Source organism: Methanoculleus methanifontis (assembly GCF_030464365.1).
Taxonomy (GTDB): Archaea; Halobacteriota; Methanomicrobia; order Methanomicrobiales; family Methanoculleaceae; genus Methanoculleus; species Methanoculleus methanifontis.
Genome location: NZ_VCYI01000002.1, coordinates 207,527 through 228,592 on the forward strand (window position 1 = coordinate 207,527; position 21,066 = coordinate 228,592).

The window sequence follows — 21,066 nt, forward strand, 5'->3', positions numbered from 1 at the left end:
CCCGACGATGGTGTATGCGCCGGGGCGAGTCCCGGTGCAGGGAGATGTCTTGAATGCAAAACGAAACCAGAAGAACCGAGTCGAAAACCAGCGGCGGCAGCCCGGACCTGAAGTGTGACCGCACCGTCGGCCAGGCCGCCACTGGTACATCTTCACCGGAAGAGATAAGCGTCTCCCCGGTGCCGCTCTTCCTCGTCCCGCGAGCAGTCGCGGACGAGATCCGGCGGCACGGGAGAACTGTTCGCGAGATCAACGTTAGAAGAACCAGGAACCACCAGTACGTTATCAGTGTCGGGCGGGGGCGGGGATGACGGATATGCCGCCGTAGACCGGGGAGGCGGTGGCGATCACGTCGCAGCCCTTTGCCGGCCCGAGCACGTCAAGCGTGCCGGTCACGTTCGTGAACCCGGCCCCCTGGTGACCAGTCCGAATGTTTCGTCCCTCCCGGTGGTGATGGTATGATCGCTCTCCGCACACTCGTTCTCCCGCAAGTACCACTCATTCGCCCGCATCAGGTCCCGCGGCGTCCCGACGTCGATGTGGATGCCGTCGATGACGCGGTAGCGGACGTCCCGGCCTTCGCCGATCTCGAGCCGGATCGCGTCGGTGAGCTGGTACTCGCCCTTGTGGCCGGGCGGGGTGCGGGCGATGGCGTCGAAGATGGTTGTCTCGAAGACATAGGCCCCGAGGGCGCCGAGGTCACTCGGGGCGGCCGTCGGCTGCGGCTTCTCGACCATGTCGGCGACCCGGTCGCCGTCGGGGAGGATGATCCCGTGGCGGGTGACGTCCTCCACCCGGGCGACGCCGACGGTGGTCTCTGGGCGGTGGGCGGCGTGGTAGTCGATGAGGTCGGCAAGGAACGTCTGGGGAGCGAAGAAGTTGTCGCCGAGGACGACGGCGAAGGTGCCGTCGATGACGTGCTCGCCGGCGGCGACGGCGTTCGCGAGGCCGAGCCGCTCGTCCTGGACCACGTAGGTGAAGTCGACGCCGAAGCGCTTGCCCGAGCCCAGGTAGTCGGAGAGGCCGTGCTTGTGCGGGGAGACGACGATGACGATATCGGTGATCCCGGCAAGCGACATCGCCTCGACGACGTGCTCGATCACCGCCTTCTCGCCCACGGGGAGGAGTTCTTTCGGGATCGCGTTCGTGAACGGCCCGAGGCGCGACCCCGAGCCCGCGGCGGGGATCAGCCCCTGCCTCACCGGCATGGATCGCCCCCGGAGAGGGAGAGGATCCGGTCTGTGGACGGGGACGTGATCATGGTTACTCACTAAGAATCTTGACTTCGGGCACTATTAACGGTTCTCTTTCGGTCGTGGGGATTATCAAACGGTTCCGGTGAAATGCCGATGAAAATAGCGATGGGTCACTGCCGCGCAGCCGGAGGGTGTCTTGGCTGACACTCCCGGAGCATCGGCCGGACCGGCGTGTCCACGGCAGCGTGGGGTCGAGTTCTCCAGACTGTGGAGGCATAATCCCTGCCGGACCGTGTTATCCCGTGTTCCAGTTACCGCCGGGCAGTTCAAATGCGCCCATATCTTCGATGTGCTTTTTCGATGGGCATGATATGGGTGATATAAATGAGTTTTTCGTCTGAATTAATATTGTAGATCACAGTGAACGTACGTGCGATGTGAAGTCGGTACGATTCACGCTTTTTATTGGTGTGGAGATTTTCTTTATCCCCATCCGAGCCAGGATAGGGATTTTCCCGTAAAAATTTCAGTTTGGCTTTGATAACCCGTTGAGCTTTGGCATCGAGAGAGTTTAAAAAATTGAGCGCACGCTTATCCACCATGAGGCGGAATGTCACAGATCTAACTCCACGAACTCATTGCGAGCCATGACTTCTTCGATATCGTCCGTGAGTCTCTGCTTTTTTATTTTATCTACAAGTCTCGCGAGCGTGTCGTTGAGCGTCTCGTCCGGGCGCCTGAGATCCAGGATCTGATTATAGGTCTCTTCCGATACGGGTATGTTCTCCGTAACAGACATTGAATCCTGATAGGCGCTGATCATACATAGACCTTTCATCACCGGAGGCACGGAGTCATCAGTCGGTTTCGTTCAGGTTACGATGGCTGGAGCGGTAAAGGGGACAAAAGCCCCCTCGTTCCAACGAGGTGACGGTGTCTACTCGGGTCCCGACCGTACCCCGGGTTGTCCTACGATGAAGGTGGCGGGGTGATCCTCGCCTGTCGGGTTGCGGAGCGCCTTCCCATTCGACCGGCCCCGGCGCCGCCCGTACGAATGGCACCCGTCGCTATGGGTCCCGGAGTTCAATCCCCGGTCTCCTCCGCGGCAAGATCCCCGAGGAGGCACTGCACCGCAGATCTGAGCGGAGGGATATCGTCCCGGATCGTTCTCCAGATGATCGCTCTGTTGATCCCGAAATAGGCATGGATCAACTTGTCACGCATACCGGCCATTTCGCTCCAGGGAAGCGAGGGATATCTTTCCCTGACCTGATGCGGAATGCATTTCGTCGCCTCACCGATCACTTCCAGTGCTCGTGTGACCGCATAGATTGTCTTGTCGTCCCCGGAAAACTCCTCATAGGACATGCCCCGGGTGAAGATCTCGATCTTGCCTGCGGCGTCAAGAATATCGTCAAGGTAGTCAAGGGTACTTCGCGGGGTCTTCACACGTATACAACCTCATTCTGGATGCGGCGGCCGATACGGGGTTTAAGCGCACTCTTTTCGACCAGGTCCACCTTTCGCCCGAGAAGTTCGGAGAGATATTGCTCAAGCCTGAGAAACCCGAAGATCCCCGGTACCTCGGAGAACTCGACTAGAATGTCCACGTCGCTTCCTTCGTGCTCCTCGCCACGCCGGCACGAGCCGAAGATGCCGATGGATCCAACGTGATAGGTCTCTGCCAGGTACCTCTTTTTCTCGCGGAGAACACTGATAATCCTCGCGCATTCTCCGCCGGGCTGCAGGGTGACTCCGTCCATTCCTGATCGGGATATGTGCCGTTCTCTCTAGTATAACTATCCCCGGGGCATGCCGGTTCGCGGGTCTGGGGCCCGTGATGGTTCTCCCGGTGTCGGGTGGAGGAGCAAGGTCGGTCGTGGCTGCTCTGGGAGACGATCCGTGAATGCAAAAGACTCAGTACTTCGCTAAATTGTTTGAGACAGCCCTCAGGAGATCACACCATTGACTTCCCTTCGCAAACTTCCGCGACTCGCACCCTCGGTGCTCAAGCTCCTATCCGAAACCCTTCGGGTTTCGGACGGGAGGTGGGTATCCTCCTCCCGGTAACGACGTTTTGGGACAGTTTCTGCATTACGGCAGGTGGCGCCGCCTCATAGTGTCTTTCCCGGCCCTGCTCACCAGCAGATCCCCTCTATCCCGTCGCAGGCGAGGATCCGGCGCCCCTCGATGACGACCCGGGACTTCATCAGGTCGAACTCCCCGTTGAGGGCGGAGAACTCCGGCCACTCCGTCATCACCAGGCAGGCGTCGGCCCCCCGGAGGGCGTCCGCGGCCGAGGCGGCGTAGCCGATGCCGGGGAAGACCCGCCGCATCGAAGGTACCGCAAGCGGGTCATAGGCGGCGACCGCCGCTCCCCGCCGGAGGAGTTCCGCGATGACCGGGATCGCCCGGGACTCCCGGATGTCGTCGGTGTTGTCCTTGAAGGCGAGGCCGAGGACGGCGACCCGTTTCCCCGCGAGGTCGCCGATCCTCTCCTCGAGCAGCCCCACCATCCGGAGCGGCTGGCGGTCGTTGACGTCGAGGACCGACCGGAGGAGTGCGGGCTCTTCACCGAGCCCTTCCGCGAGGCTGACAAGGGCCGCGACGTCTTTGGGGAAGCAGCTCCCCCCGAACCCGGCGCCGGCGGATAGAAAGTGCGGCGAGACCCGGTGATCCATCCCGACGCCCTCCATCACCTCGTAAACGTCGATCCCGAGGCTTTTACAGATGTTTCCCACCTCGTTTGAAAACGAGATCTTCGTCGCGAGGAGGGCGTTCGAGGCGTACTTGATCATCTCCGCGGCGGTGAGTCCGCACCGCACCACCGGGGCCGAAAGCCCCCGGTAGACCGCGGCGACGGCCTCGCCGGAATTCTCATCCCGGCTCCCGATCACGATCCGGTCCGGGTGCAGGAAGTCATCCACCGCGAGCCCTTCGCGGAGGAACTCCGGGTTCATCGCGAACCCGATCTCGTCCCGGCCGGCGTGTTCGAGCACCGCGGGCACGACGAGGCCCGCCGTCGTCCCCGGCGGCACGGTGCTCTTCACCACGACGGTGTGCGAGCCCTTTCCATCGCGGAGCGCCTCCCCGATCGACCGGCTCGCCGCGGCGACCATCGAGAGGTCGGCGCTCCCGTCGGCCGCCGGCGGGGTCCCGACGCAGACAAACGAGAGGTCCGCTTCCGCAACCGGGCCGTAGTCCGTCCCCGCACGGAGCCGCTTTCCGGCATGCTTCTCCAGAAGCGCATCGAGGCCCCGCTCGTGGATCGGGGCGCGCCCGGCGTTGATCGCCGCCGCCTTCTCCGCATCGATCTCGACGATATCGACCGTATGCCCGAGCCCGGCAAAGCAGGCACCCGTGACCAGGCCGACGTACCCCCCGCCGACGACAGTTATCCGCATCTTCCTGTAATCCTCCGGTTCGTTACGTCAGAATTGGGTTTTGGGATGTTAAAAGATATCTTATTGGAGAACGGGGCGCCGCCAGGTGGTGCATAATGGTGCAGGTGGGGTGCGCCTTTTTGGGCCATAAGGATGGGGTATGGCACCAGGTTCACCGTAGCGGCTCTCACAGTTCAGGTATTCGTATCCAGAGGATACATCCTTCATTCGGTGCGCCACGACAGCGGCTCTTTCTGCAGTTCTAGAGCGGTGTAAGTATTCCGGTAGCGGCGAAGCACCCCCGCTCAGGTTTGCCGGAGCGGTCTTGTCTGATTACGCATCTGTTTCTGGAGAAGACGGATGATATCTTGAAAGATCTGATAGTTGGCGAACTTGGAGAACTTGATGACGCCCTCCGGGTAGAGATCAATGCAAAATTTGCCGGACATCGCACCGCTCCATCTTCTGACACCTCCTACTACGTCGCCTTCGCCCGCAAAACCGTCTGGACCTCGTCCTACTAGGACAACGCCACCCGGACCGCGGTCAATACCCTGGCCGGCGACGCCCCCACACTGGACCAAGGGATCTCATCTCCCCTTCTCACTTTCACTCCGCTCACGGCCACCCTTTATACCGTTCCCTATCTCCAGATTAGACATGAGATGTTCTCTTCCCCTCCGCTCCGACCAGACCCTTTTTCGCGACCGTGAGGTCTTTGGGTTCACCCACCTGCCTGACAATCACCGCGATGGGGCGGACAGACAGGAGAGTAGGAGCCTGCCTGAGTATCTGGAGTTCATGCGGATATTGCAGGATGAGTTGATCGGGGAGAAGATCAGGCGAAGTGAACTGCAAGGGTGCTCCACATGAACCGGCGCGAGACGTACGAGTACCTGAAGCGCAACCCAAAGAACGTGCGGTTCAAAGACCTCTGCCGTGCGGTGGAAACCTTCGGGTTTCACCGGAAAGGCGGGAAGGGCAGCCACACCGTGTACGTGCGAGATGGGATTCCTGATATCCTCAATATTCAGAACGTGAAGGGCAAAGCGAAACCATACCAGGTAAGACAACTTCTTAAGATGATTGAGTACTATACTCTGTTGGAGGATGAAGATGCCACGTAAATATGCAATCGAGATCTTCTACAGCGATGAGGACGAGGGGTTCATCGCCGTCGTCCCGGAACTCCCGGGGTGTTCCGCGTTCGGCGAGACCGAAGAGGAGGCTCTCGCTGAAGTGAAAGTGGCTATCAGCCTCTGGCTCGATACCGCCCGGGAGGAGGGGCGGGAGATCCCGGAGCCGAGCGGCCGGGAGCGGCTGCGGGAGATCCTTACGGGAAAGAGCGTCGCGTGCGAACCACGGGAAATTGCGTAGACTTTGTAGGGGGTTTCCCTCCTCGGTTTCTTGCACGCTTAGCGTGTAAAAAGAAGCGAGAACCTGCTTCTTTAATTGCATTCTCCGCGCCTGCTTCGTTGCCCATAACGGGATGCGTGTGAACCGGTCAGGAGTGCCCGATGCGCCTGAGAAGATCCCCGGCAGACGCCTTCTGCTGACGCCGCTTCATATCTGACCAGATCCGGCGTTGTTTATAGAGCCAGAAGTCAAGGTCGCCGGGGTCCTCTGCGTATACGATGCAGTGCCGCTCAAGTATCCCTCCCCGGAGATACCAGGGGATCTCGTCATATACGACGATATCGTATCCCTCCGGGGCGAGGAGCATTCTCTCATACACCGCAGTCCTGTCCGCCCCATCGTTCAGGATCAGGCAGAGGTCGATATCGGATTCAGGGGCCGCGTAGCCCATGGCACGCGAGCCGAAGAGCAGAATGGCCCTGATCGAGGGGAGGATCTCCCGGAAGTGGTCCAGGATCAGATCCTGTCTGCATTCAGCCATATTAGCACCTCCTCCGAAAATCTGCGCAGGCGAGGCATAAGCCGCTGCATCGCGGCATACGCGATGTGGTCGTTGACACCGTCGTATTCGTGAACCAGACGGTTTCTTAGCCCGTTCGCAGATTTCATATCCCTCCCGGTCTCCGGATCGATGATCTCTTCTGTCACCAGATAGTCAAGATTGGTGTAATCGTCCTGTGCAGAGGAGTGGAGCATCCGGCGGACGAGCGCAGATATATCCGTAACCGCCTCCACGCCCTCCTGAAACTCCTTGTAGAGTGCCTTGCGCAGGATGCGGTCGCTCACTACAGCATCAGACAGATGGCGCTCGATAAACTCGATCCGGTCGATGAGCACCTCCATCTTCTGCAATATCCGCTCCCTGATTCGAATATCGTGAGCCTCCATTGGGGATTATTCACCCGTCGCCTCGATAAAACTTCTTGTGAACTACGTCGCGCCTTCCGGGGGGCGTAGTTCACTGTGGTGTATGCCCGTTCTTGTCGCCCCGGCCGATCCCGCGGTAGGCAAACCCCGCCGCGATCCATGCATCCGGATCCACGACGTTGCGCCCGTCGACGACCGCCGGGTGGGGAGACCCCGAGACCTCCTTCACCTGCTCCGGCACCAGTCCCCGGTACTCCTTGTGCCCGGCAAAGACCACCACCGCGTCCGCGCCGGCAAAAACATCCTCTAAATCCCGCGAGAGCCCCGGCGGCGCATCCGGCGACGTCGCCGGGTCCACCCAGGGGTCGTGGACGGCAACCTCCGCCCCGGCAGCGAGTGCCGCATCCCGGAACGGTTCCGCCGGCGTATTCCTCGCGTCGTCGGAGTCGTTGATGAACGCCCAGCCGAGCAGAGCGATCTTAGATCCTGCGAGACACTTCCCCGCCTGCGCCAGCGCCGACTCCGTCAAATGCACCATGTGCTCGGGCATGAAGTCGTTGATCCCGCGGGCGAGGGTGTAGAGAGACTCCCGGCCGGCCGGGAAGTCCAGTTCCCCACCGAGCACCTGCACCCCCCGCTCCAGGTGGTAGGTGTCTTTGGTGAGGCAGTGACCGCCGACCCCGGCGCCCGGCCAGAGGATGGCGCGAGTGATCCCCTCGCCCTCGAGCGACGCCACCCCGGCCCGGACGTCGTAGACGTTGATCCCCATCGCCTCGCAGTAGAGGGCGAGCTGATTCACGGCCGCGATCTGGAGGTCGCGGAAGGTGTTCTCGGCGGTCTTCGTCACCTCGGCCGCGGTCGCGGTCATCGGGATGACCTCCCCGGTCGAGAGCACCGGGGCATAGAGCTCCACGGCACGTCTCGTGCTGACCTCATCGATCCCGCCCACGATCCGGTCGTGCTCGCGGATATTCCGGAGCAGCCGCCCGACCATCACCCGCTCGGGGGCGTGCGCAAGACAGAAGTCCTTCCCGGCGACGAGCCCGGACTCCGCCTCGAGGATCTCGCGGGCCATCCCGGCGGTCGTGCCGGGGGTGATCGTCGACTCGAGGACGACGAGCGTCCCCGGCGTCAGGTGCCGCCCGACGTTCCGGAGCCCCTCGACGAGCGGCGTGAAGTCCGGCAGGAGGTCCTTCTTGTCGGCAAAAGGCGTCTGGATCGCGAGGGTCACCGCGTCGCACTCCGCGACCTTCGCAAAGTCCGATGTGCAGGAGAACTTCCCCGCACCGACGACCTTTCCGAGCAGTTCGGGAAGCCCGGGCTCCTCGCCCTTGAGCGGGGACTCGCCCCGGTTGAGCATGGCGATCTTGTAGCCGGAAGAGGCGGAATCCCGCTGGAACCCGTAGACGTGCTCGACTCCGGCCACATCCGCAAAGAGCGCCGCCGCCGGGATGCCGACGTAGCCCATCCCGATGACGCCGATCCGCCGGATCGGGCCGCGTTTCTGGATAAGTGTTGCGAGGTTCTCTGTCATTGTCTGCATCTTAAGTTTGTCTTCATGGTTGATATTCTGTCTTCTGCCACCCCCTTTTGCGGTGCAGGCCAGGGTCCGGAGAGACCTTCGCCGGTCAAAGTGCAGATCCGGCGAAACTATTTATGTCCACCGTACAGAGTGAAATTGAATGAAACGATTTGTGGCCACTGCACGGGGGCGTGTCCAGCGGGTCAGCTATCGGGAGCACGTGTACAACGAGACGTTTGATCGCAATATCTCGGGGTACGTGAAGAATCTCGGTACTGGCGAGGTCGAGATCGTTGCAGAGGGGAGCGAGCAGGACCTCCGGGATCTCATCAATGCGATCAATATCATACGAAGACCCATTGCAGTCAAATCGTTCACCGTCAGATGGGAAGAAGCCACAGGTGAGTATGCCGATTTTGAGATCATCCGGGGAGAGATCCAGGAGGAGACATTCGAGCGGATGGATTACGCCGGGAACGTACTGCACAGCATGGATATGAAATTAGATCAGGGCCTCCAGTTACAGCACACGATGCTGGACAGGCAGGACCAGACCCTCCAGATCGGCAAAGAAACCCTTCAGGTCGCCAGAGAGACAAAAGAAGAGATTGTCGGGCTTCGGAGTGATACCAGGAAGCATCTTGACGACGAATTTGCAGAGATGAGAAAGGAACTCGTCTCCATCAAAGATGCGCTTGCCCGGGCAGGCATCCAGGTCTGAGTAACTCCCCCATCCCACGTCAGGGCTGTGCGTGCGGTCGTGCCGGGGTTGAGGTTGCGCCGACTTCCTGTACCTCGCTCATCGATAAAAGGTGTCCGGATGGCGAGGGGCACCACGCCACACCTGGCGACTTTTCTCAGCAACTCTTCAAGCCCGGGCCCCTCGCCCCTGAGTGGGGACTCCCCGGGTTGAACATCGTGATCTTGTACCCCTACGAGGGCGGTTCCGCTGGAAGCCGTAGACGTGCTTCCCGGCACATCTATTGTCTGCATCTCTTTTTCGTATTCAGGGTTGATATTCTGCGATGATCGCGGCGATCCGCTCCGCAGCATGCCCGTCGCCAAACCGGGCGGAGTGCCGCCGGGGCGATCCTGCAACCTTTTCCGCCTCGGCAACGATTCGGTTGGTATCCGCGCCGACGAGGACGTTCCAGCCGTCCTCCAGGGTCTCGACCCACTCGGTGTTCTCCCGCAGGGTCACGCAGGGCACCTCGAGGATGTAGGCCTCCTTCTGGACGCCGCCGGAGTCGGTCAGGACCGCACGGGCACCGGAGAGAAGGGCGAGCATATCGAAGTAGGGGAGCGGTTCCGTGACCCGGACGTTTGCCGCGGGCGCGATCCCGTATTCGGCGAGCTTCTTCTGCGTCCGGGGATGGGCCGGGAAGACCACCGGCAGATCGAGGCGGGCAAACGCCCCCATGATCGCCCGGAGCGCGGCGGGATCGTCGGTGTTGCTCGCCCGGTGGACCGTGGCGAGGTAGTAGCCCTTCGGGGGGAGGTCCACGGTGGAGCGCTCCTTCGCAAGAGGAAGGTTCTCCCGGAGCGCGTCGACCATCACGTCGCCGGTGAGGTGGACGCCCGCGGTGACCCCCTCGGCCGCGAGGTTTCTGACGGCCGTCGCCGTCGGGCAGAAGAGCAAGTCCGAACAGTGATCCGTCAGGACCCGGTTCACCTCTTCGGGCATCCGGCGGTCGAAACTCCGGAGCCCCGCCTCGACGTGCGCCACCGGCACGTGCACCTTCGCCGCCGCGAGCGCTCCCGCGAGCGTCGAGTTCGTGTCCCCGTAGACCAGAACCAGATCCGGCTCCTCCTTCCCGATCACCTCCTCGATCGCGGCGAGCATCCGGCCGGTCTGGACCCCGTGGCTCCCCGACCCGACCTCGAGGTGGTGGTCGGGCGCCGGGATCCCGAGGTCGTTAAAGAAGACCTCCGAGAGGAGGTAGTCGTAGTGCTGGCCGGTGTGGACGAGGACCTCCTCGTGCACCTCCCGGACCTCCCGCGAGACCGGAGCGCACTTGACGAACTGGGGCCGGGCCCCGACGACCGAGAGGACCTTCATGCCGCAAGGCCCCGGGAGATCGCCTCGCAGACCCGGACGTTTGAGAGCCCCTGCGCCGGCGTGACCGTGAAAGGCTTGCCGTCGCGGGCGGCCCGGATGAACGTCGAGAGTTCGATCTTTAAGGGCTCGACCTTGTTCACCAGGAGCTTCTCGATGATGTTCTCCTGGCGGTAGAGCCCGTTCTCCTGCCCGTAGATCTCAGGCTTTTTGTAGACGTAGACCTCCTGGGTCATGAAGTCGCCCTCGATCGTCCGGTCCTCCTCCTCGATGTAGAGCGACCGGACCTTCTTTGAGGACTTCCGTGAGGCCGAGAGGTAGACCGGCGTCCGCCCGAAGGACGCGAGGGCCGCAGCGACGTCTCCGGTGCCGCTCGCGTGGACGGTATACTCCCGCCCGGGGAAGAGGACGTTGAACGCGACGTCGATGTCGTGGATCATCAGGTCCTCGACGACGGAACTCCCGCTCACCCGGGCCGAGGCCGGGTTGTGCCGGTTGAAGGAGACGTAGAGGGGGTCCTGCACGACCCGCGCAACCTCGGTGACGACCGGGTTGAACCGCTCGATGTGGCCGACGCCGACCGTCAATCCCTCCGGAATCCGGCCGATCAACTGCTCGCACTCACGGACCGTGATGCAGAGGGGCTTCTCGATCAGGGCGTGCACCCCGGCGGCGATGACCTCTCCCGCCGTCCGGAGGTGGTAGGGGGTCGGCACGCAGACCGAGACGCACTCGGCTTTCGCGAGGAGTTCCTCCATCGAGCGGCAGACCTCCGCTCCGGTGGCGGCGGCGACCTCCTCTGCGGCCTTCGTGTTCAGGTCGTAGACGTAGGTCGTCCCGACCTCCTTGAGTTCGGTGTAGACCCGGACATGGTTCCTGCCCATCGTCCCGGTGCCGATGACGCCTGCATCCATTTAGATCACCCCGTTGATCGTCTCGCAGACGTAGGCCCGGCCGGAGTCGGTGACGTTCGGGTGGACCGGGATCGAGAGGGCCGAGGCCGCGAGTGATTCCGCGACCGGGCAGACCGCGGCCCCGGCGTAGTAGGGCTGCCGGGAGAGGGCGACGGGATAGTGGACGGCGCAGCCGATCCCGCGCTCGCGGAGGTACTCCATGAACTCCTCCCGCGAGAGGGGGAACGCGTCGGTGAGCCGCAGGGAGTACTGGTGCCAGACGTGGGTCCGGCCGGGCGCGACCGACGGCAGCACCAGCCCGGGCGCCGTGATATGGGTGCCGTAGTAAGCGGCGTTCTCCTGGCGGCGGCGGTTGAAGCCCCCGAGTTTTGCGAGCTGCACCCTCCCGATCGCGGCGGCGATATCGGTCATGCGGTAGTTGTAACCGAGTTCGGCATGGAGGTACTTCTCGCTCTGGCCGTGGTTGATGATCCGGCGGAGGTGCGCATCATACTCGTCCGATGCCGTCGTCACCATCCCCCCTTCCCCGGCCGCCAGGTTCTTCGTCGCGTAGAAGGAGAAGCAGGCGAGGTCGCCGAGCGCCCCGGCCCGTTTCCCCCGGTAGGTGGCTCCGTGGGCCTGGGCCGCGTCTTCGATGAAGACGAGACCCTTCTCGTCGCAGATCTCCCGGATCGCCCCGGCATCGCAGGGCTGCCCGTAGAGGTGGACGCCGATCACGGCCTTCGTCTCCGGGGTAACCTTCGCGAGAACGTCGGGTGGGTCGAGCGTGGCGGTCGCCGGCTCGACGTCGGCAAAGACGGGGCGGGCGCCGCACATCGAGACCGAGGAGGCGGTCGCAAAGAACGTGAAGGCCGGGACGATCACTTCGTCGCCCGGCCCGACCCCGGCGGCGAGCAGCGCCGCGTGGAGAGCGGCGGTCCCGTTCGTGACGGCGACGGCGTGGGGGACACCGCAGTATGCGGCGAATTCGTCCTCAAACGCGGCGGTGACCGGGCCCTGGGCGATCATGCCGGAGGCGAGGACGGCGAGAACAGCGTCGTTCTCCTCTCTTCCGAGGGAGGGTTGGGCGATGGGTATATGCATGGATCTCTGTCTCCGAAAGCAGATGTGAATTTTCTTTCGCGTGGGCTCATATACGGGTTTTCTTTTTGGTGGGATAGGGTTAAGTGAGTGTCATTAATGTTTCCGGTGGAAAACAGTATGAGCGGCTGTTCCGCGGGGTCCTGGTTGCCAGGACGTTGCTCGATACTCGCCTCCCGGCGAGCACTGCCACCACCACTCACCGTCCGGCATCTCCCGGAACAGGAGACCGGCTGGATTGCTGCCCCGCTCCCATCAGGGCCCCGAACCGCCCCCTCACCCGTAGGAAAGCACCGGCGTGGCGGGCTCGTACCGCCTGACGACGACGTTGTCGGCGTAGAAGTGGTGCGGATCGCCGGAGTACCACGCCGAAGACCCGATCAGCGCGAAGTCGTCAAAGATCACATCCTCCGGCACCGGTGATCCGTCGGAAAACCGCATGGGTGCGCTACCCAGGTACTCGCCGTCCATCCAGGCATGTTCGGTGGCGTTTGGTGTATCCAGAACGACCCTGACGTGGTACCAGGTATCTGTTCCGGCAGGAGCGTCGGCGGAGAAGTTCCGGTGGACGCCGTCGTAGTGCTGCACGGAGCCGTTCCGGAGGTGGAGGGCATACAGGTGGTCGGTCCCGTTCCAGGCCTGGATGTAGCCCGAACCGCACCACTTCCCGAACTCGCTGACCCGGAAGTCGCCCTCGATGACCAGCGGGCCCGCCGAGATGTTTGCAAGGCAGATCCGGTTGTTGGCGAGGTGGCGCAGGTCCGGCTCGGAGACGTTGATGTCCCCGGCATATGCACCGTCGCGGACGATGTCGGACTGAACGAGCGCGTTCGAACCGCAGAACGACCACCGCGAGAGGTTGCCGCGCTCGTAGTCCTCGAAGAAGAGGAAGACCGCGTCGGGGTCGCCGGCGTCCCGGGCCTCGGGATTGCCGTAGAGCATCGTGACCGCCGTCGCGTTCGCCGGCAGGGCGAGCCAGACGCGGGCGTGGGACCCGGCGGTCACGTTCTCGATCCAGTAGGGGACGGGCGTCCCGTCAGCACCCGTAAACCGGATATCGGCGAAGTCCGGCCGCATCCCCGGGAGGTATGTGGCGTTGAAGGAGACCGCAAGCCCGTCGACGTCGGAGGGGTTCTCGACCGAGATCGTCTGGCGGTGGGCGAAGACCCCGGCGGTATCGTCGGCCGACCAGTACCGCGGGGTCACGTCGGGCGCAACGGGGACGGCGGGGTGCGGAAGATCTGCAGCCGCCCCGGTACCGGCCGCGAGGAGCAGTGCGGCGCCCCCTCCGATAAGAACGATCCAGATGGCACCCATGGTAATCCGCCCCCCGTGGGAACCCGCTCCTATATCCATCTAGCGGCCGCCGCACCCCAATACTGATGCTCCCCGGGAGAGCACCGATCAGTACCGTGAACGAGACCATCGCGATCATCGGGGGAGGCCCCGCCGGGCTCTTCTGCGCCCTGCAGGCGGCAGGAGCCGGGGGGGACGTCGTCCTCTTCGAGAAAAAGCCCGCGCCGGGCAAAAAGCTCCTCATTGCCGGGTCGGGGCGGTGCAACATCACCCACGCGGGCGATATCGCCGACTTCCTCTCCCGTTACGGCGACCACGGGGCGTTCCTCCGGCCCGCGCTCATGAACTTCACGAACCGGGATCTCATCGCGTTCTTCACCGACCGGGGTCTTCGCATGGAGACCGAGCCCGGGGGGAAGGTCTTCCCGGAGACCCGGAAGTCCGCCGACGTCCTCGCCGTCCTCCTCGCGGAGTGCGCCGCTCGCGGGGTGGAAGTCCGGTCTAGCGACCCCGTCCTGGCCGTCGAGCGCGACGGTGACGGGTTCCTGGTCACGACGAAGACGGGCGCCGTCCGGGCCGCCACCCTCGTCATCGCCACCGGCGGGGCCTCCTACCCCGCCACCGGCTCGACCGGTGACGGCTACGCCTTCGCCCGGGCCCTGGGGCAGCCGACGACAGAGGTTGCCCCGGCGCTGACCCCGGTCTACGTCGAAGACTACCCGTTCGCCGACCTTGCCGGGATCTCGTTTCAGAACCTCACTCTCTCCGTTTACCGCGACGGAAAACGCGCCCGCCAACGTACCGGCGACCTCCTCTTCACGCACACCGGGCTCTCGGGCCCGGGGATCCTCGACCTCTCCCGTGCCGTACGGCCGGGCGACGAACTCCGGGTCACGTTCCTCTCCGGGATGACCGCAGAAGAGGTGCGAAAGCGCCTCACCGACGCGGTCGCGGCGGGCGGGGGCCGGCAGGTGAAGACCGTCCTCTGCGGTCTTGCCCTCCCCGAGCGGTTCGTCCGGCGGCTGCTCGACCTCGCCGGGGTTCCGGCGGATGAGACCTGCGCTCAGCTCGGAAAGAAGGCCCGGAACGCGCTTGCCGCATCGCTCGCGGAGTTCCCGTTCCGGGTGGCGAGGCTCGGCGGGTTCAACGAAGCGATGGTGACGCGGGGCGGGGTTGCCATCAAGGGGATCAACCCCAAAACGATGGCGTCAAAGACCGTCGAAAACCTCTACTGCATCGGCGAGGCGCTCGATATCGACGGCGACACCGGCGGCTACAACCTCCAGGCCGCGTTCTCCACCGCAGCGCTCGCCGCACGGCGTATCACCGGTATTTACGCCTCCCGGTGACCTCAACCCTCCTGGTTCTCCCGATCCTGCACCCCGAGACCCATCTCTCGCGTGATGCGCGCTCTAACCTCTTTTCTCGATCGTACCCCGGCAAATCGCATATCTGTCATATATATCCCCTCGACTAAAATAGAAGTCCTGATATATCGGGGACTTCATTAAAATATATTGGGAAAATAACGTGGTTTGGGACATTCTTAACGCGATTTTCCTCCTCTCCCTTCTCATCCCTCAGGGATACCTGATCTATGACGGCGGAGGAGGAGGCAGCGGGTTTGGCACCGTCGGCGAAGCAGGGGAGGATGGGATCGCCCTCCTCTCAGAACCCCTTGCGGGAGGTACCGGGGATACCTTCATCGACCAGGTGAGCCGGACGACGTTCGCCCACGTCGACGGTGCCCCCCGCCTCTTCCCGGTCGGCCTCAACGCGACCCTTGCCTCCGGGGTGGGCGACTGCACCGATCTCGCGCTCCTCAGGACAGAGGTGCTCCGCCGGAACGGCGTTGCCGCCCGGCCGGTTCACGGTATCATGATCTGGGATACGGAGGCGTTCCGGACAAACGCCCTCCACGTCGAGATCCTCGGGAAGGGCGTCGCCATCCATGACTGGGTCGAACTCGGGGACGGCCGGACGATGGGCGCTTACGAAGGAGATCCTGCGGTGCGGTGCGTAAAGATCGGCGAAGGAGTCTGTTTTCAGCCCGTCTTCGAGTCGCTGGGCTACCTTTGACGGCCGTTGCCCCCCCGCGCAGGAACGTTCAATACTACGTGCGTCATATGAACGGTATGAGCTTACTCACGGGACTCCTGGCTCTGATCCTGGTGATCGTCCTTGCATTCATCCTCTATAAGGTCGTGAAAAGCGTCACCACCCTCATCATAAACGCCGTCGTGGGCGTGATCCTGCTCTGGCTCATCAACCTCCTTGATCTGATGCAACTCTTCGGCCGGCCCGACATCCCGATCAACATCATCACCGTCCTGATATGCGCAATCGGCGGGATATTCGGCGTCATCATCACGGCGGTGCTGCACCTCCTCGGGATACCGCTGACGTTCTGAGGACTACGCGGCCGGAGCGGCAACCCCCGCGATCGTCGGGCCGAACCGCCCCGGAACCAGGAAGGGCTTTCCCGCGGCGTTCGTGGCCTGCGCGTTGATGCAGGAGGGAACCCCGCGACCAGGAACGTCGCCGTCGGCATCCTGAATATCGCCGCTTCCGAGACCGGCTCTCTCCTCGCAAGCCGGCTCCCGACCTCTTCTGCGAGCGCCGTTGCCACCTTCTCCGTATGCCCCTCGCCGGAGTAGTATACGGTGAGGATCATCACTGCGGGGTGGCGCACGGACGCGGAACCATCATAACCCTCTGCCGATAAGACTTGAGCATGCAGGAATACGGCCCCGGCATCGTCGGCGAAGTCCGGTTTTCCCGCCAGGACGGCGGCTACTACGTAGAGCTCTACGACCGGGAAGGGACCCCCGTCGGAAAGACCGGGTTCTGGACGACGGAAGCAAAAGCAAAAGAGGCGGCGCGGCGGCTCGCTGCGAAGGTGGGCGGGGAGTGATGCGTCACCGCCAGTCCGGGTGCGCCTCAGCGCAGCGGACGAGGGCGGCGATGCACCGGTTCTGCGGTGTCGGGATGCCGTGGCGCTCCCCGAGGCGTGCCACGTAGCCGTTGAGGAGATCGATCTCCGTCCGGCGGCCCAGCCGGAGGTCGTGGTACATCGAGGGGTAGACCGCAGCGAAGTCGGGCACCTGCACGCGGAAGAGGTGTGCGAGGTAGTCGTCGACGGTCGCCCAGGGGAGCCGCACCCCTTCGGCACCGGCGACAGCGAAGGTCTCGCGGACGAGGCCGTCGACGATCCCGCGGATCTCCTCGTCGGCAGCCACCCCGACCGGGGCGCGGAGAAGAGCGCAGATCGGGTTCACCGCGATGTTGAGGAGGGCTTTCCCCCACTTGCCGGCGCGGATATCGGGTTCGGCCTCGACCGGGATCCCGGCGGAGCGGACGATCCCGGTCAACTCCCCAAGAGCCTCGCCGGCATCGCCCGACCAGACCCCGAGCCGCATCGGGGCGCTCTCGCTCAAGACCCGGACGTGCCCCGGGCCCAGGACCGAGAAGTTCGTCGTCACGGTTCCGCCGATGACGGTATCGGTGTACCCCGCGATGACCTCTTCGTTGCCGATCCCGTTCTGGAGGCTTACCGTCGGCCGGCCCCGGATCACTCCGGCGTACTCCTCACAGATCGCCCGGGTATCGGTGCCCTTCGCGGTGACGATGACGAAGTCAATCGCCGGCGGAACGTCGGCCGGCCCCGTGACCGGTATAACCTCCCTGACGGTCCCGTCTCCCCAGACGCCTTCCATCACGAGCCCCCGTTCCCGGATTGCGCCGGCATGCACCGGCCGGCAGGCCGCGTAGACTGTTGCGACGCTCCCCAGTTTCCCCGCGAGCGCGAGGCCGACCGCCCCCGCGCCGAGGATCAGGACGGTCGGGCGTTTTAGTGACCCCATGTTTCCCGTAGTTGCTGTTGGATCCCGGGGGTGATAACGGTGCGGTATCACGGGCCCGGAGGCCCCGGAAACCGGATAGCGAACGCTTTTCGTCCCGGGTGCTGAGGTATCATACCTGATGAAGCACGTCACGAAGGTCGACGGCCGCCGCCAGCCGTTCGACCGGGGGAGGGTGCAGCGGACGCTCCGGAACATGGGCGTCGGCGCGGAGGAGGCCGAACGGATCGCCCACGAGATCGAGGAGTCGGTGCCGGACGGCGTGAAGACCAGAACCGTCCTCCGGATGATCCGGGCCCGGGCAAAGGCCGTCCGCCCCGCCGTCAGCCACCGGACGAACCTCCGGAGAGCACTTGGCCTTCTGCGCTCCAAACCGGATTTTGAGGAGTTCGTGCGGGTCCTGCTCCGTGAGCACGGCTACCGGGTGGAGACCGGGTGCATCCTCGCTGGACTCTGCGGGGAGCACGAGGTGGACGCCATCGCAGAGAAAGACGGCACCACCCTCTTTGTCGAGGTGAAGCACCACGCAAGCCACCACCGGGTGACCGGCCTCGACGAAGGCCGGATCGCCCGGGCGATCGTCGAGGACCTCCAGGAGGGGTTCCGGTCGGGACGGTGCACCGTCTCGATCGACGGTGCCCTGATCGTCTGCAACACCAAACTTTCCGCACACGCGAAGCGCTACGCCACCTGCCGGGGGATCGGGCATATCGGGTGGGACTACCCGGAGGAGCAGAACCTCCGGGCGATGATCGAGGAGACGCAGTCCTACCCGGTAACGATCGTTACCGGGGTGGGCCGGTCGGTCTCCGCCAGGCTGGGCGCCGCCGGGTTCGTCACGGCAAAACAGATCGCCTACGGCGACGCCGCGGCCATCGCCCGCGACGCGGGCATCCCTCTCAAGGAGGTGCTGTTGATCGCCGGCCGGGCGCGTGCCATCCTCGAACCATGAGATCAGGCGATCGCCCGGAGCTGTTCCTCGGTCGGGTTGATGAGGACGATCTCGGGCTGGCAGTTGAACCGGAGCTCCACTCCCGCAACACTCGAGGTGCAGACCCCGCGGGAGATGTAGGTGGGCGTCTTCCCGTCCCCGTCAAAGAGGCCGGCAAGTTCGAGGACGCCGAAGTCGTTGAGCTGGTTGACGACCGGGAAGAGGAACTGGCCGCCGTGGGTGTGGCCGGCGAGGATGAGGTCGGCGTCCCAGTCTGCCCGGCACGAGGGTTCGTGGATGAGGTAGAGGGTGAACGCGTCCGTTGCCGGAACCTCGGGCGGGTCCGCCATCCCGGCCCATCCGTCGTCGACCCCGACGATGACGATCTCTTCATCCCCGACGGGAACCCGGGCGTAATCGTTCCTGAGGACATGGACTCCGTTCTCTTCCAGCGCCGCGGTGAGATCGTCGGCAAACGCGATATCGGCGGAACCGTCGTTTAAGGCGGAGACGTCGTAGCCGTCGACGGCGGTCACGGCCGATGCCCAGGTGGCGACCGTCCTCTCGATGCCCGTCGGGCCGTCGATCCCCACCCGGTAGTCGTGGTTCCCGAGCACGGCGTAGACCGGGGCGTCGAGCGACCTCCAGACCTCCTGGGAGGCGAAGTCTTCCTCTTCACCGGTGACGAAGTCGCCGCCGATCAGGACGAGCGAGGGGTTCAGGCGGTTGACCTCGCGGATCACCTCCCGGACATGGTCGATGTTGGACGCCCTGACGTGGGGGTCGGTGATATAGACGATGCCTTTGGGTGCGCCGTCGATCGAGAGGACGGTCACCTCGACGGCCCGTGCTTCCCAGGCCATGTAGCCAGTCATGGAAGGAAGCACGATGAGCATGAATATCGCCATATGTCGCGCGTTGGGGGCTTTCAGATTCACTGTATTTTATTCGACCTTCCGGATATAAATACGATCCGCAGGATCGGATCCGCCCGGTTCAGCGGCTGCGAGCCGGATCGATCGGATCGCCCACGATATCGGGGGGTTCCGCACCGGAAGACGGTTCGGCGAAGGACCGGATAAACCGGTGCTCTTCGCCCCTTGCGAGGACGATAGCGGCGAAGGCGGCGACGATCACGCCGCCGACGAGATCGACGACGAGATCCCACATGGTATCGGTGTTGCCGAGCTGGAGGTTCGTGCCGAAGACCTGGTCGACCACAAACTCATAGATCTCCCAGACAGCCCCTGCCGCGAGCGTCGAGATCAGGATGAAGAGGGCGGTGGCTGGACCCGTCAGCCGGACATCTCCCTGGTGTTCGGCGAGGAGCGCGAGGAAGAAGGCGATAAGCCCGACGGTGACCGAGGCGACGAGATGAGCCAGTTTGTCGTAGTAGGGCGCGAGGGTGACGTAGTATTCCCCGATGTGCCCCATGACATGGATATAGAAGGAGACGGCGACGAGGAGGTTGATCTCCCAGGGGAGGCAGAGGCGCAGGTTTCTCGTCATGAAGGACGGTGTCATCGTCAGGAGGAACGCGAAGGTTGCCGAGAGCCCGAGGAAGTACTCTCCTGCCAGGATGCTCAAGGCCGCGGCGAGGAGTATGAGGCCCTGGATGGTGTAGGTGAGATAGATCCCGCGCAGGGGGTTCGAGCATGCCATGGGGACGTCGGGTGGATACTCCTGGCAGATATACATAACCGCCCCGGAGGCGATCTCCGGGGGTTCCGCCGGGGCGTCGTTGCAGTCAACCAGAGCGAGACCACCGCTCGTTGCGCTTACGGGAGAATATTTGATATCCTAGCAGTCGTATAAATTGGTCATACAAACGACCGGATACTCTGGAACATGGGGTTGATGAACTGACAGATCCTACGAAGCGCAAACCCGGGTCCAACGGAGAAGGATCGGGGGATGAGGTTATCCGCGTGCGCCTGCCGAACAAGAAGAACCGGGAGATGTTCGCAAGCGCCGAACTGATGCTCGGGGCAAACCATATCAAGATCCGCTGTTTCGACGGGGTGACACGCGTCGGGCGGATCAAGGGCAAGATCAAGAAGAAGGTCTGGATCCGGGAAGGAGACGTTCTGGTGGTCGTCCCGTGGAGTTTCCAGGACGAGAAGTGCGATGTCGTCTACCGCTACACGAGGCCCCAGGTGGAATGGCTCCGGAAGAACCGGTATCTCTGATATCCTTTTTTACTCCATACCCTCCACCCGCCGGGAGATCGGGCACAGTACTTCGCTAAAATGGCTGAGGTAGTTTTCAAGAGGTCAACCCATTGACTTCCCTTTGCGTTCTTCGCGGCCCGCACCTGGCGGTGCTCAAGCTCGCTGCGCTCGCACTTCGCGTGAGTTGATGGGCGAAGATACCAATACGGTCTCACGCGAAGAGCGCGAAGCCGCGAAGTGCGATGTTCCATCAGGAACAGAGCTCGAGCACCGCAAGGTGTGAAGTGCGATGTTCCATCAGGAACAGAGCTCGAGCACCGCAAGGTGTGAAGTGCGATGTTCCATCAGGAACCGAGCTCGAGCACCGCAAGGTG

At 63.3% G+C, this 21,066-nt stretch carries 27 protein-coding genes; 11 read left to right on the forward strand and 16 right to left on the reverse strand.

Translation table 11 applies throughout. The features are described from left to right. Positions 1–53 precede the first annotated feature (53 nt). A complete protein-coding gene (locus tag FGW20_RS02520; protein WP_155937435.1) occupies positions 54–311 on the forward strand; it encodes a hypothetical protein in 258 nt (85 codons plus the stop codon). Positions 312–392: 81 nt separating this feature from the next. Here FGW20_RS02520 and FGW20_RS02525 read toward each other — a convergent pair whose 3' ends face one another. The 6 genes from FGW20_RS02525 to FGW20_RS02550 all read right to left on the reverse strand — a co-directional run bounded on the left by FGW20_RS02525 (position 393) and on the right by FGW20_RS02550 (position 4,600). Continuing rightward, complete coding sequence (locus FGW20_RS02525) at positions 393–1,208, reverse strand: sugar phosphate nucleotidyltransferase (protein ID WP_301676522.1); 816 nt, start codon at positions 1,206–1,208, stop codon at positions 393–395. A 314-nt stretch (positions 1,209–1,522) separates the two neighbouring features. Beyond that, positions 1,523–1,813: a type II toxin-antitoxin system RelE family toxin gene (locus FGW20_RS02530; protein ID WP_301676523.1), complete on the reverse strand. Its 291-nt coding sequence runs from the start codon at positions 1,811–1,813 to the stop codon at positions 1,523–1,525. After that, positions 1,810–2,019, reverse strand: a complete 210-nt coding sequence (locus tag FGW20_RS02535) for a hypothetical protein (RefSeq protein ID WP_052379730.1) — start codon at positions 2,017–2,019, stop codon at positions 1,810–1,812. Before FGW20_RS02535 ends, FGW20_RS02530 begins: the two co-directional genes overlap by 4 nt. A 260-nt stretch (positions 2,020–2,279) precedes the next feature. Beyond that, on the reverse strand, positions 2,280–2,645 hold the full coding sequence (locus tag FGW20_RS02540; protein WP_048114743.1) for a HepT-like ribonuclease domain-containing protein: 366 nt from the start codon (positions 2,643–2,645) through the stop codon (positions 2,280–2,282). Then, positions 2,642–2,959 (reverse strand): nucleotidyltransferase family protein, encoded by a 318-nt coding sequence (locus FGW20_RS02545; RefSeq protein ID WP_048114745.1) that lies wholly within the window; start codon positions 2,957–2,959, stop codon positions 2,642–2,644. The genes FGW20_RS02540 and FGW20_RS02545 overlap by 4 nt, the downstream gene beginning before the upstream one ends. 375 nt (positions 2,960–3,334) lie before the next feature. Further along, complete coding sequence (locus FGW20_RS02550) at positions 3,335–4,600, reverse strand: UDP-glucose dehydrogenase family protein (RefSeq protein ID WP_301676524.1); 1,266 nt, start codon at positions 4,598–4,600, stop codon at positions 3,335–3,337. 347 nt (positions 4,601–4,947) lie between these two features. Between FGW20_RS02550 and FGW20_RS02555 the strand changes: the two genes are divergently transcribed. From FGW20_RS02555 to FGW20_RS02565, 3 genes are all read left to right on the forward strand, one after another. Then, the gene (locus FGW20_RS02555; RefSeq protein WP_301676525.1) at positions 4,948–5,103 is read left to right on the forward strand and encodes a hypothetical protein; all 156 of its coding nucleotides are present in this window, start codon (positions 4,948–4,950) and stop codon (positions 5,101–5,103) included. A 345-nt stretch (positions 5,104–5,448) separates the two neighbouring features. Continuing rightward, positions 5,449–5,706, forward strand: coding sequence for a type II toxin-antitoxin system HicA family toxin (locus tag FGW20_RS02560; RefSeq protein WP_301676526.1), 258 nt, complete (start codon positions 5,449–5,451; stop codon positions 5,704–5,706). Beyond that, positions 5,696–5,956 (forward strand): type II toxin-antitoxin system HicB family antitoxin, encoded by a 261-nt coding sequence (locus tag FGW20_RS02565; protein ID WP_301676527.1) that lies wholly within the window; start codon positions 5,696–5,698, stop codon positions 5,954–5,956. The genes FGW20_RS02560 and FGW20_RS02565 overlap by 11 nt, the downstream gene beginning before the upstream one ends. 127 nt (positions 5,957–6,083) lie before the next feature. Here FGW20_RS02565 and FGW20_RS02570 read toward each other — a convergent pair whose 3' ends face one another. From FGW20_RS02570 to FGW20_RS02580, 3 genes are all read right to left on the reverse strand, one after another. Continuing rightward, complete coding sequence (locus FGW20_RS02570) at positions 6,084–6,476, reverse strand: nucleotidyltransferase domain-containing protein (RefSeq protein WP_301676528.1); 393 nt, start codon at positions 6,474–6,476, stop codon at positions 6,084–6,086. Further along, on the reverse strand, positions 6,452–6,883 hold the full coding sequence (gene hepT, locus FGW20_RS02575) for a type VII toxin-antitoxin system HepT family RNase toxin (protein ID WP_301676529.1): 432 nt from the start codon (positions 6,881–6,883) through the stop codon (positions 6,452–6,454). The genes FGW20_RS02570 and hepT overlap by 25 nt, the downstream gene beginning before the upstream one ends. Before the next feature lie 70 nt (positions 6,884–6,953). Continuing rightward, complete coding sequence (locus FGW20_RS02580; RefSeq protein ID WP_301676546.1) at positions 6,954–8,396, reverse strand: nucleotide sugar dehydrogenase; 1,443 nt, start codon at positions 8,394–8,396, stop codon at positions 6,954–6,956. A gap of 148 nt (positions 8,397–8,544) precedes the next feature. Here FGW20_RS02580 and FGW20_RS02585 point away from each other — a divergent pair, with 148 nt between their 5' ends. Next, on the forward strand, positions 8,545–9,105 hold the full coding sequence (locus FGW20_RS02585) for an acylphosphatase (RefSeq protein ID WP_301676530.1): 561 nt from the start codon (positions 8,545–8,547) through the stop codon (positions 9,103–9,105). Between the two features lie 285 nt (positions 9,106–9,390). Here the strand turns inward: FGW20_RS02585 and wecB are convergent, their stop codons facing one another. The 4 genes from wecB to FGW20_RS02605 form a co-directional block, all read right to left on the reverse strand. Further along, complete coding sequence (gene wecB / locus FGW20_RS02590) at positions 9,391–10,443, reverse strand: non-hydrolyzing UDP-N-acetylglucosamine 2-epimerase (protein WP_301676531.1); 1,053 nt, start codon at positions 10,441–10,443, stop codon at positions 9,391–9,393. Beyond that, positions 10,440–11,354: a Gfo/Idh/MocA family protein gene (locus FGW20_RS02595; RefSeq protein ID WP_301676532.1), complete on the reverse strand. Its 915-nt coding sequence runs from the start codon at positions 11,352–11,354 to the stop codon at positions 10,440–10,442. The genes wecB and FGW20_RS02595 overlap by 4 nt, the downstream gene beginning before the upstream one ends. Further along, complete coding sequence (locus FGW20_RS02600; RefSeq protein WP_301676533.1) at positions 11,355–12,437, reverse strand: DegT/DnrJ/EryC1/StrS family aminotransferase; 1,083 nt, start codon at positions 12,435–12,437, stop codon at positions 11,355–11,357. Between the two features lie 273 nt (positions 12,438–12,710). After that, the gene (locus FGW20_RS02605; protein ID WP_301676534.1) at positions 12,711–13,751 is read right to left on the reverse strand and encodes a DUF2341 domain-containing protein; all 1,041 of its coding nucleotides are present in this window, start codon (positions 13,749–13,751) and stop codon (positions 12,711–12,713) included. A gap of 95 nt (positions 13,752–13,846) precedes the next feature. Between FGW20_RS02605 and FGW20_RS02610 the strand changes: the two genes are divergently transcribed. From FGW20_RS02610 to FGW20_RS02625, 4 genes are all read left to right on the forward strand, one after another. Next, a complete protein-coding gene (locus FGW20_RS02610) occupies positions 13,847–15,079 on the forward strand; it encodes a BaiN/RdsA family NAD(P)/FAD-dependent oxidoreductase (protein ID WP_301676535.1) in 1,233 nt (410 codons plus the stop codon). 181 nt (positions 15,080–15,260) lie between these two features. Beyond that, on the forward strand, positions 15,261–15,809 hold the full coding sequence (locus tag FGW20_RS02615; protein ID WP_301676536.1) for a transglutaminase-like domain-containing protein: 549 nt from the start codon (positions 15,261–15,263) through the stop codon (positions 15,807–15,809). 56 nt (positions 15,810–15,865) lie between these two features. Next, positions 15,866–16,141 (forward strand): pro-sigmaK processing inhibitor BofA family protein, encoded by a 276-nt coding sequence (locus FGW20_RS02620; protein WP_301676537.1) that lies wholly within the window; start codon positions 15,866–15,868, stop codon positions 16,139–16,141. A 323-nt stretch (positions 16,142–16,464) separates the two neighbouring features. Further along, positions 16,465–16,644, forward strand: coding sequence for a hypothetical protein (locus FGW20_RS02625; RefSeq protein ID WP_301676538.1), 180 nt, complete (start codon positions 16,465–16,467; stop codon positions 16,642–16,644). A 4-nt stretch (positions 16,645–16,648) separates the two neighbouring features. Here the strand turns inward: FGW20_RS02625 and FGW20_RS02630 are convergent, their stop codons facing one another. After that, complete coding sequence (locus tag FGW20_RS02630) at positions 16,649–17,593, reverse strand: ketopantoate reductase family protein (RefSeq protein WP_301676539.1); 945 nt, start codon at positions 17,591–17,593, stop codon at positions 16,649–16,651. Between the two features lie 118 nt (positions 17,594–17,711). Between FGW20_RS02630 and FGW20_RS02635 the strand changes: the two genes are divergently transcribed. Next, entirely contained in the window at positions 17,712–18,542 is an 831-nt protein-coding gene (locus FGW20_RS02635; RefSeq protein ID WP_301676540.1) for a restriction endonuclease, read from the forward strand. A 2-nt stretch (positions 18,543–18,544) separates the two neighbouring features. On the opposite strand, the gene FGW20_RS02640 is transcribed toward FGW20_RS02635, so the two are convergent. After that, on the reverse strand, positions 18,545–19,429 hold the full coding sequence (locus tag FGW20_RS02640) for a metallophosphoesterase (protein WP_301676541.1): 885 nt from the start codon (positions 19,427–19,429) through the stop codon (positions 18,545–18,547). 88 nt (positions 19,430–19,517) lie between these two features. Further along, positions 19,518–20,183, reverse strand: a complete 666-nt coding sequence (locus FGW20_RS02645) for a DUF2238 domain-containing protein (protein ID WP_301676542.1) — start codon at positions 20,181–20,183, stop codon at positions 19,518–19,520. Between the two features lie 200 nt (positions 20,184–20,383). Here FGW20_RS02645 and eif1A point away from each other — a divergent pair, with 200 nt between their 5' ends. After that, a complete protein-coding gene (eif1A, locus tag FGW20_RS02650; RefSeq protein WP_301676547.1) occupies positions 20,384–20,710 on the forward strand; it encodes a translation initiation factor eIF-1A in 327 nt (108 codons plus the stop codon). The last annotated feature ends 356 nt before the right edge of the window (positions 20,711–21,066 follow it).

Bases quoted from the DNA above. Each gene is read 5' to 3' on its own strand.
- FGW20_RS02560 (WP_301676526.1), top strand. From the start codon at position 5,449: ATGAACCGGCGCGAGACGTACGAGTACCTGAAGCGCAACCCAAAGAAC.
- FGW20_RS02570 (WP_301676528.1), bottom strand. From the start codon at position 6,476: ATGGCTGAATGCAGACAGGATCTGATCCTGGACCACTTCCGGGAGATC.
- FGW20_RS02605 (WP_301676534.1), bottom strand. From the start codon at position 13,751: ATGGGTGCCATCTGGATCGTTCTTATCGGAGGGGGCGCCGCACTGCTC.
- FGW20_RS02580 (WP_301676546.1), bottom strand. From the start codon at position 8,396: ATGACAGAGAACCTCGCAACACTTATCCAGAAACGCGGCCCGATCCGG.
- FGW20_RS02640 (WP_301676541.1), bottom strand. From the start codon at position 19,429: ATGGCGATATTCATGCTCATCGTGCTTCCTTCCATGACTGGCTACATG.
- FGW20_RS02535 (WP_052379730.1), bottom strand. From the start codon at position 2,019: ATGATCAGCGCCTATCAGGATTCAATGTCTGTTACGGAGAACATACCC.
- FGW20_RS02545 (WP_048114745.1), bottom strand. From the start codon at position 2,959: ATGGACGGAGTCACCCTGCAGCCCGGCGGAGAATGCGCGAGGATTATC.
- FGW20_RS02520 (WP_155937435.1), top strand. From the start codon at position 54: ATGCAAAACGAAACCAGAAGAACCGAGTCGAAAACCAGCGGCGGCAGC.
- FGW20_RS02595 (WP_301676532.1), bottom strand. From the start codon at position 11,354: ATGGATGCAGGCGTCATCGGCACCGGGACGATGGGCAGGAACCATGTC.
- FGW20_RS02635 (WP_301676540.1), top strand. From the start codon at position 17,712: ATGAAGCACGTCACGAAGGTCGACGGCCGCCGCCAGCCGTTCGACCGG.
- FGW20_RS02550 (WP_301676524.1), bottom strand. From the start codon at position 4,600: ATGCGGATAACTGTCGTCGGCGGGGGGTACGTCGGCCTGGTCACGGGT.
- FGW20_RS02630 (WP_301676539.1), bottom strand. From the start codon at position 17,593: ATGGGGTCACTAAAACGCCCGACCGTCCTGATCCTCGGCGCGGGGGCG.
- FGW20_RS02525 (WP_301676522.1), bottom strand. From the start codon at position 1,208: ATGCCGGTGAGGCAGGGGCTGATCCCCGCCGCGGGCTCGGGGTCGCGC.
- FGW20_RS02620 (WP_301676537.1), top strand. From the start codon at position 15,866: ATGAGCTTACTCACGGGACTCCTGGCTCTGATCCTGGTGATCGTCCTT.
- wecB (WP_301676531.1), bottom strand. From the start codon at position 10,443: ATGAAGGTCCTCTCGGTCGTCGGGGCCCGGCCCCAGTTCGTCAAGTGC.
- FGW20_RS02600 (WP_301676533.1), bottom strand. From the start codon at position 12,437: ATGCATATACCCATCGCCCAACCCTCCCTCGGAAGAGAGGAGAACGAC.
- FGW20_RS02565 (WP_301676527.1), top strand. From the start codon at position 5,696: ATGCCACGTAAATATGCAATCGAGATCTTCTACAGCGATGAGGACGAG.
- FGW20_RS02585 (WP_301676530.1), top strand. From the start codon at position 8,545: ATGAAACGATTTGTGGCCACTGCACGGGGGCGTGTCCAGCGGGTCAGC.
- hepT (WP_301676529.1), bottom strand. From the start codon at position 6,883: ATGGAGGCTCACGATATTCGAATCAGGGAGCGGATATTGCAGAAGATG.
- FGW20_RS02645 (WP_301676542.1), bottom strand. From the start codon at position 20,183: ATGGCATGCTCGAACCCCCTGCGCGGGATCTATCTCACCTACACCATC.
- FGW20_RS02625 (WP_301676538.1), top strand. From the start codon at position 16,465: ATGCAGGAATACGGCCCCGGCATCGTCGGCGAAGTCCGGTTTTCCCGC.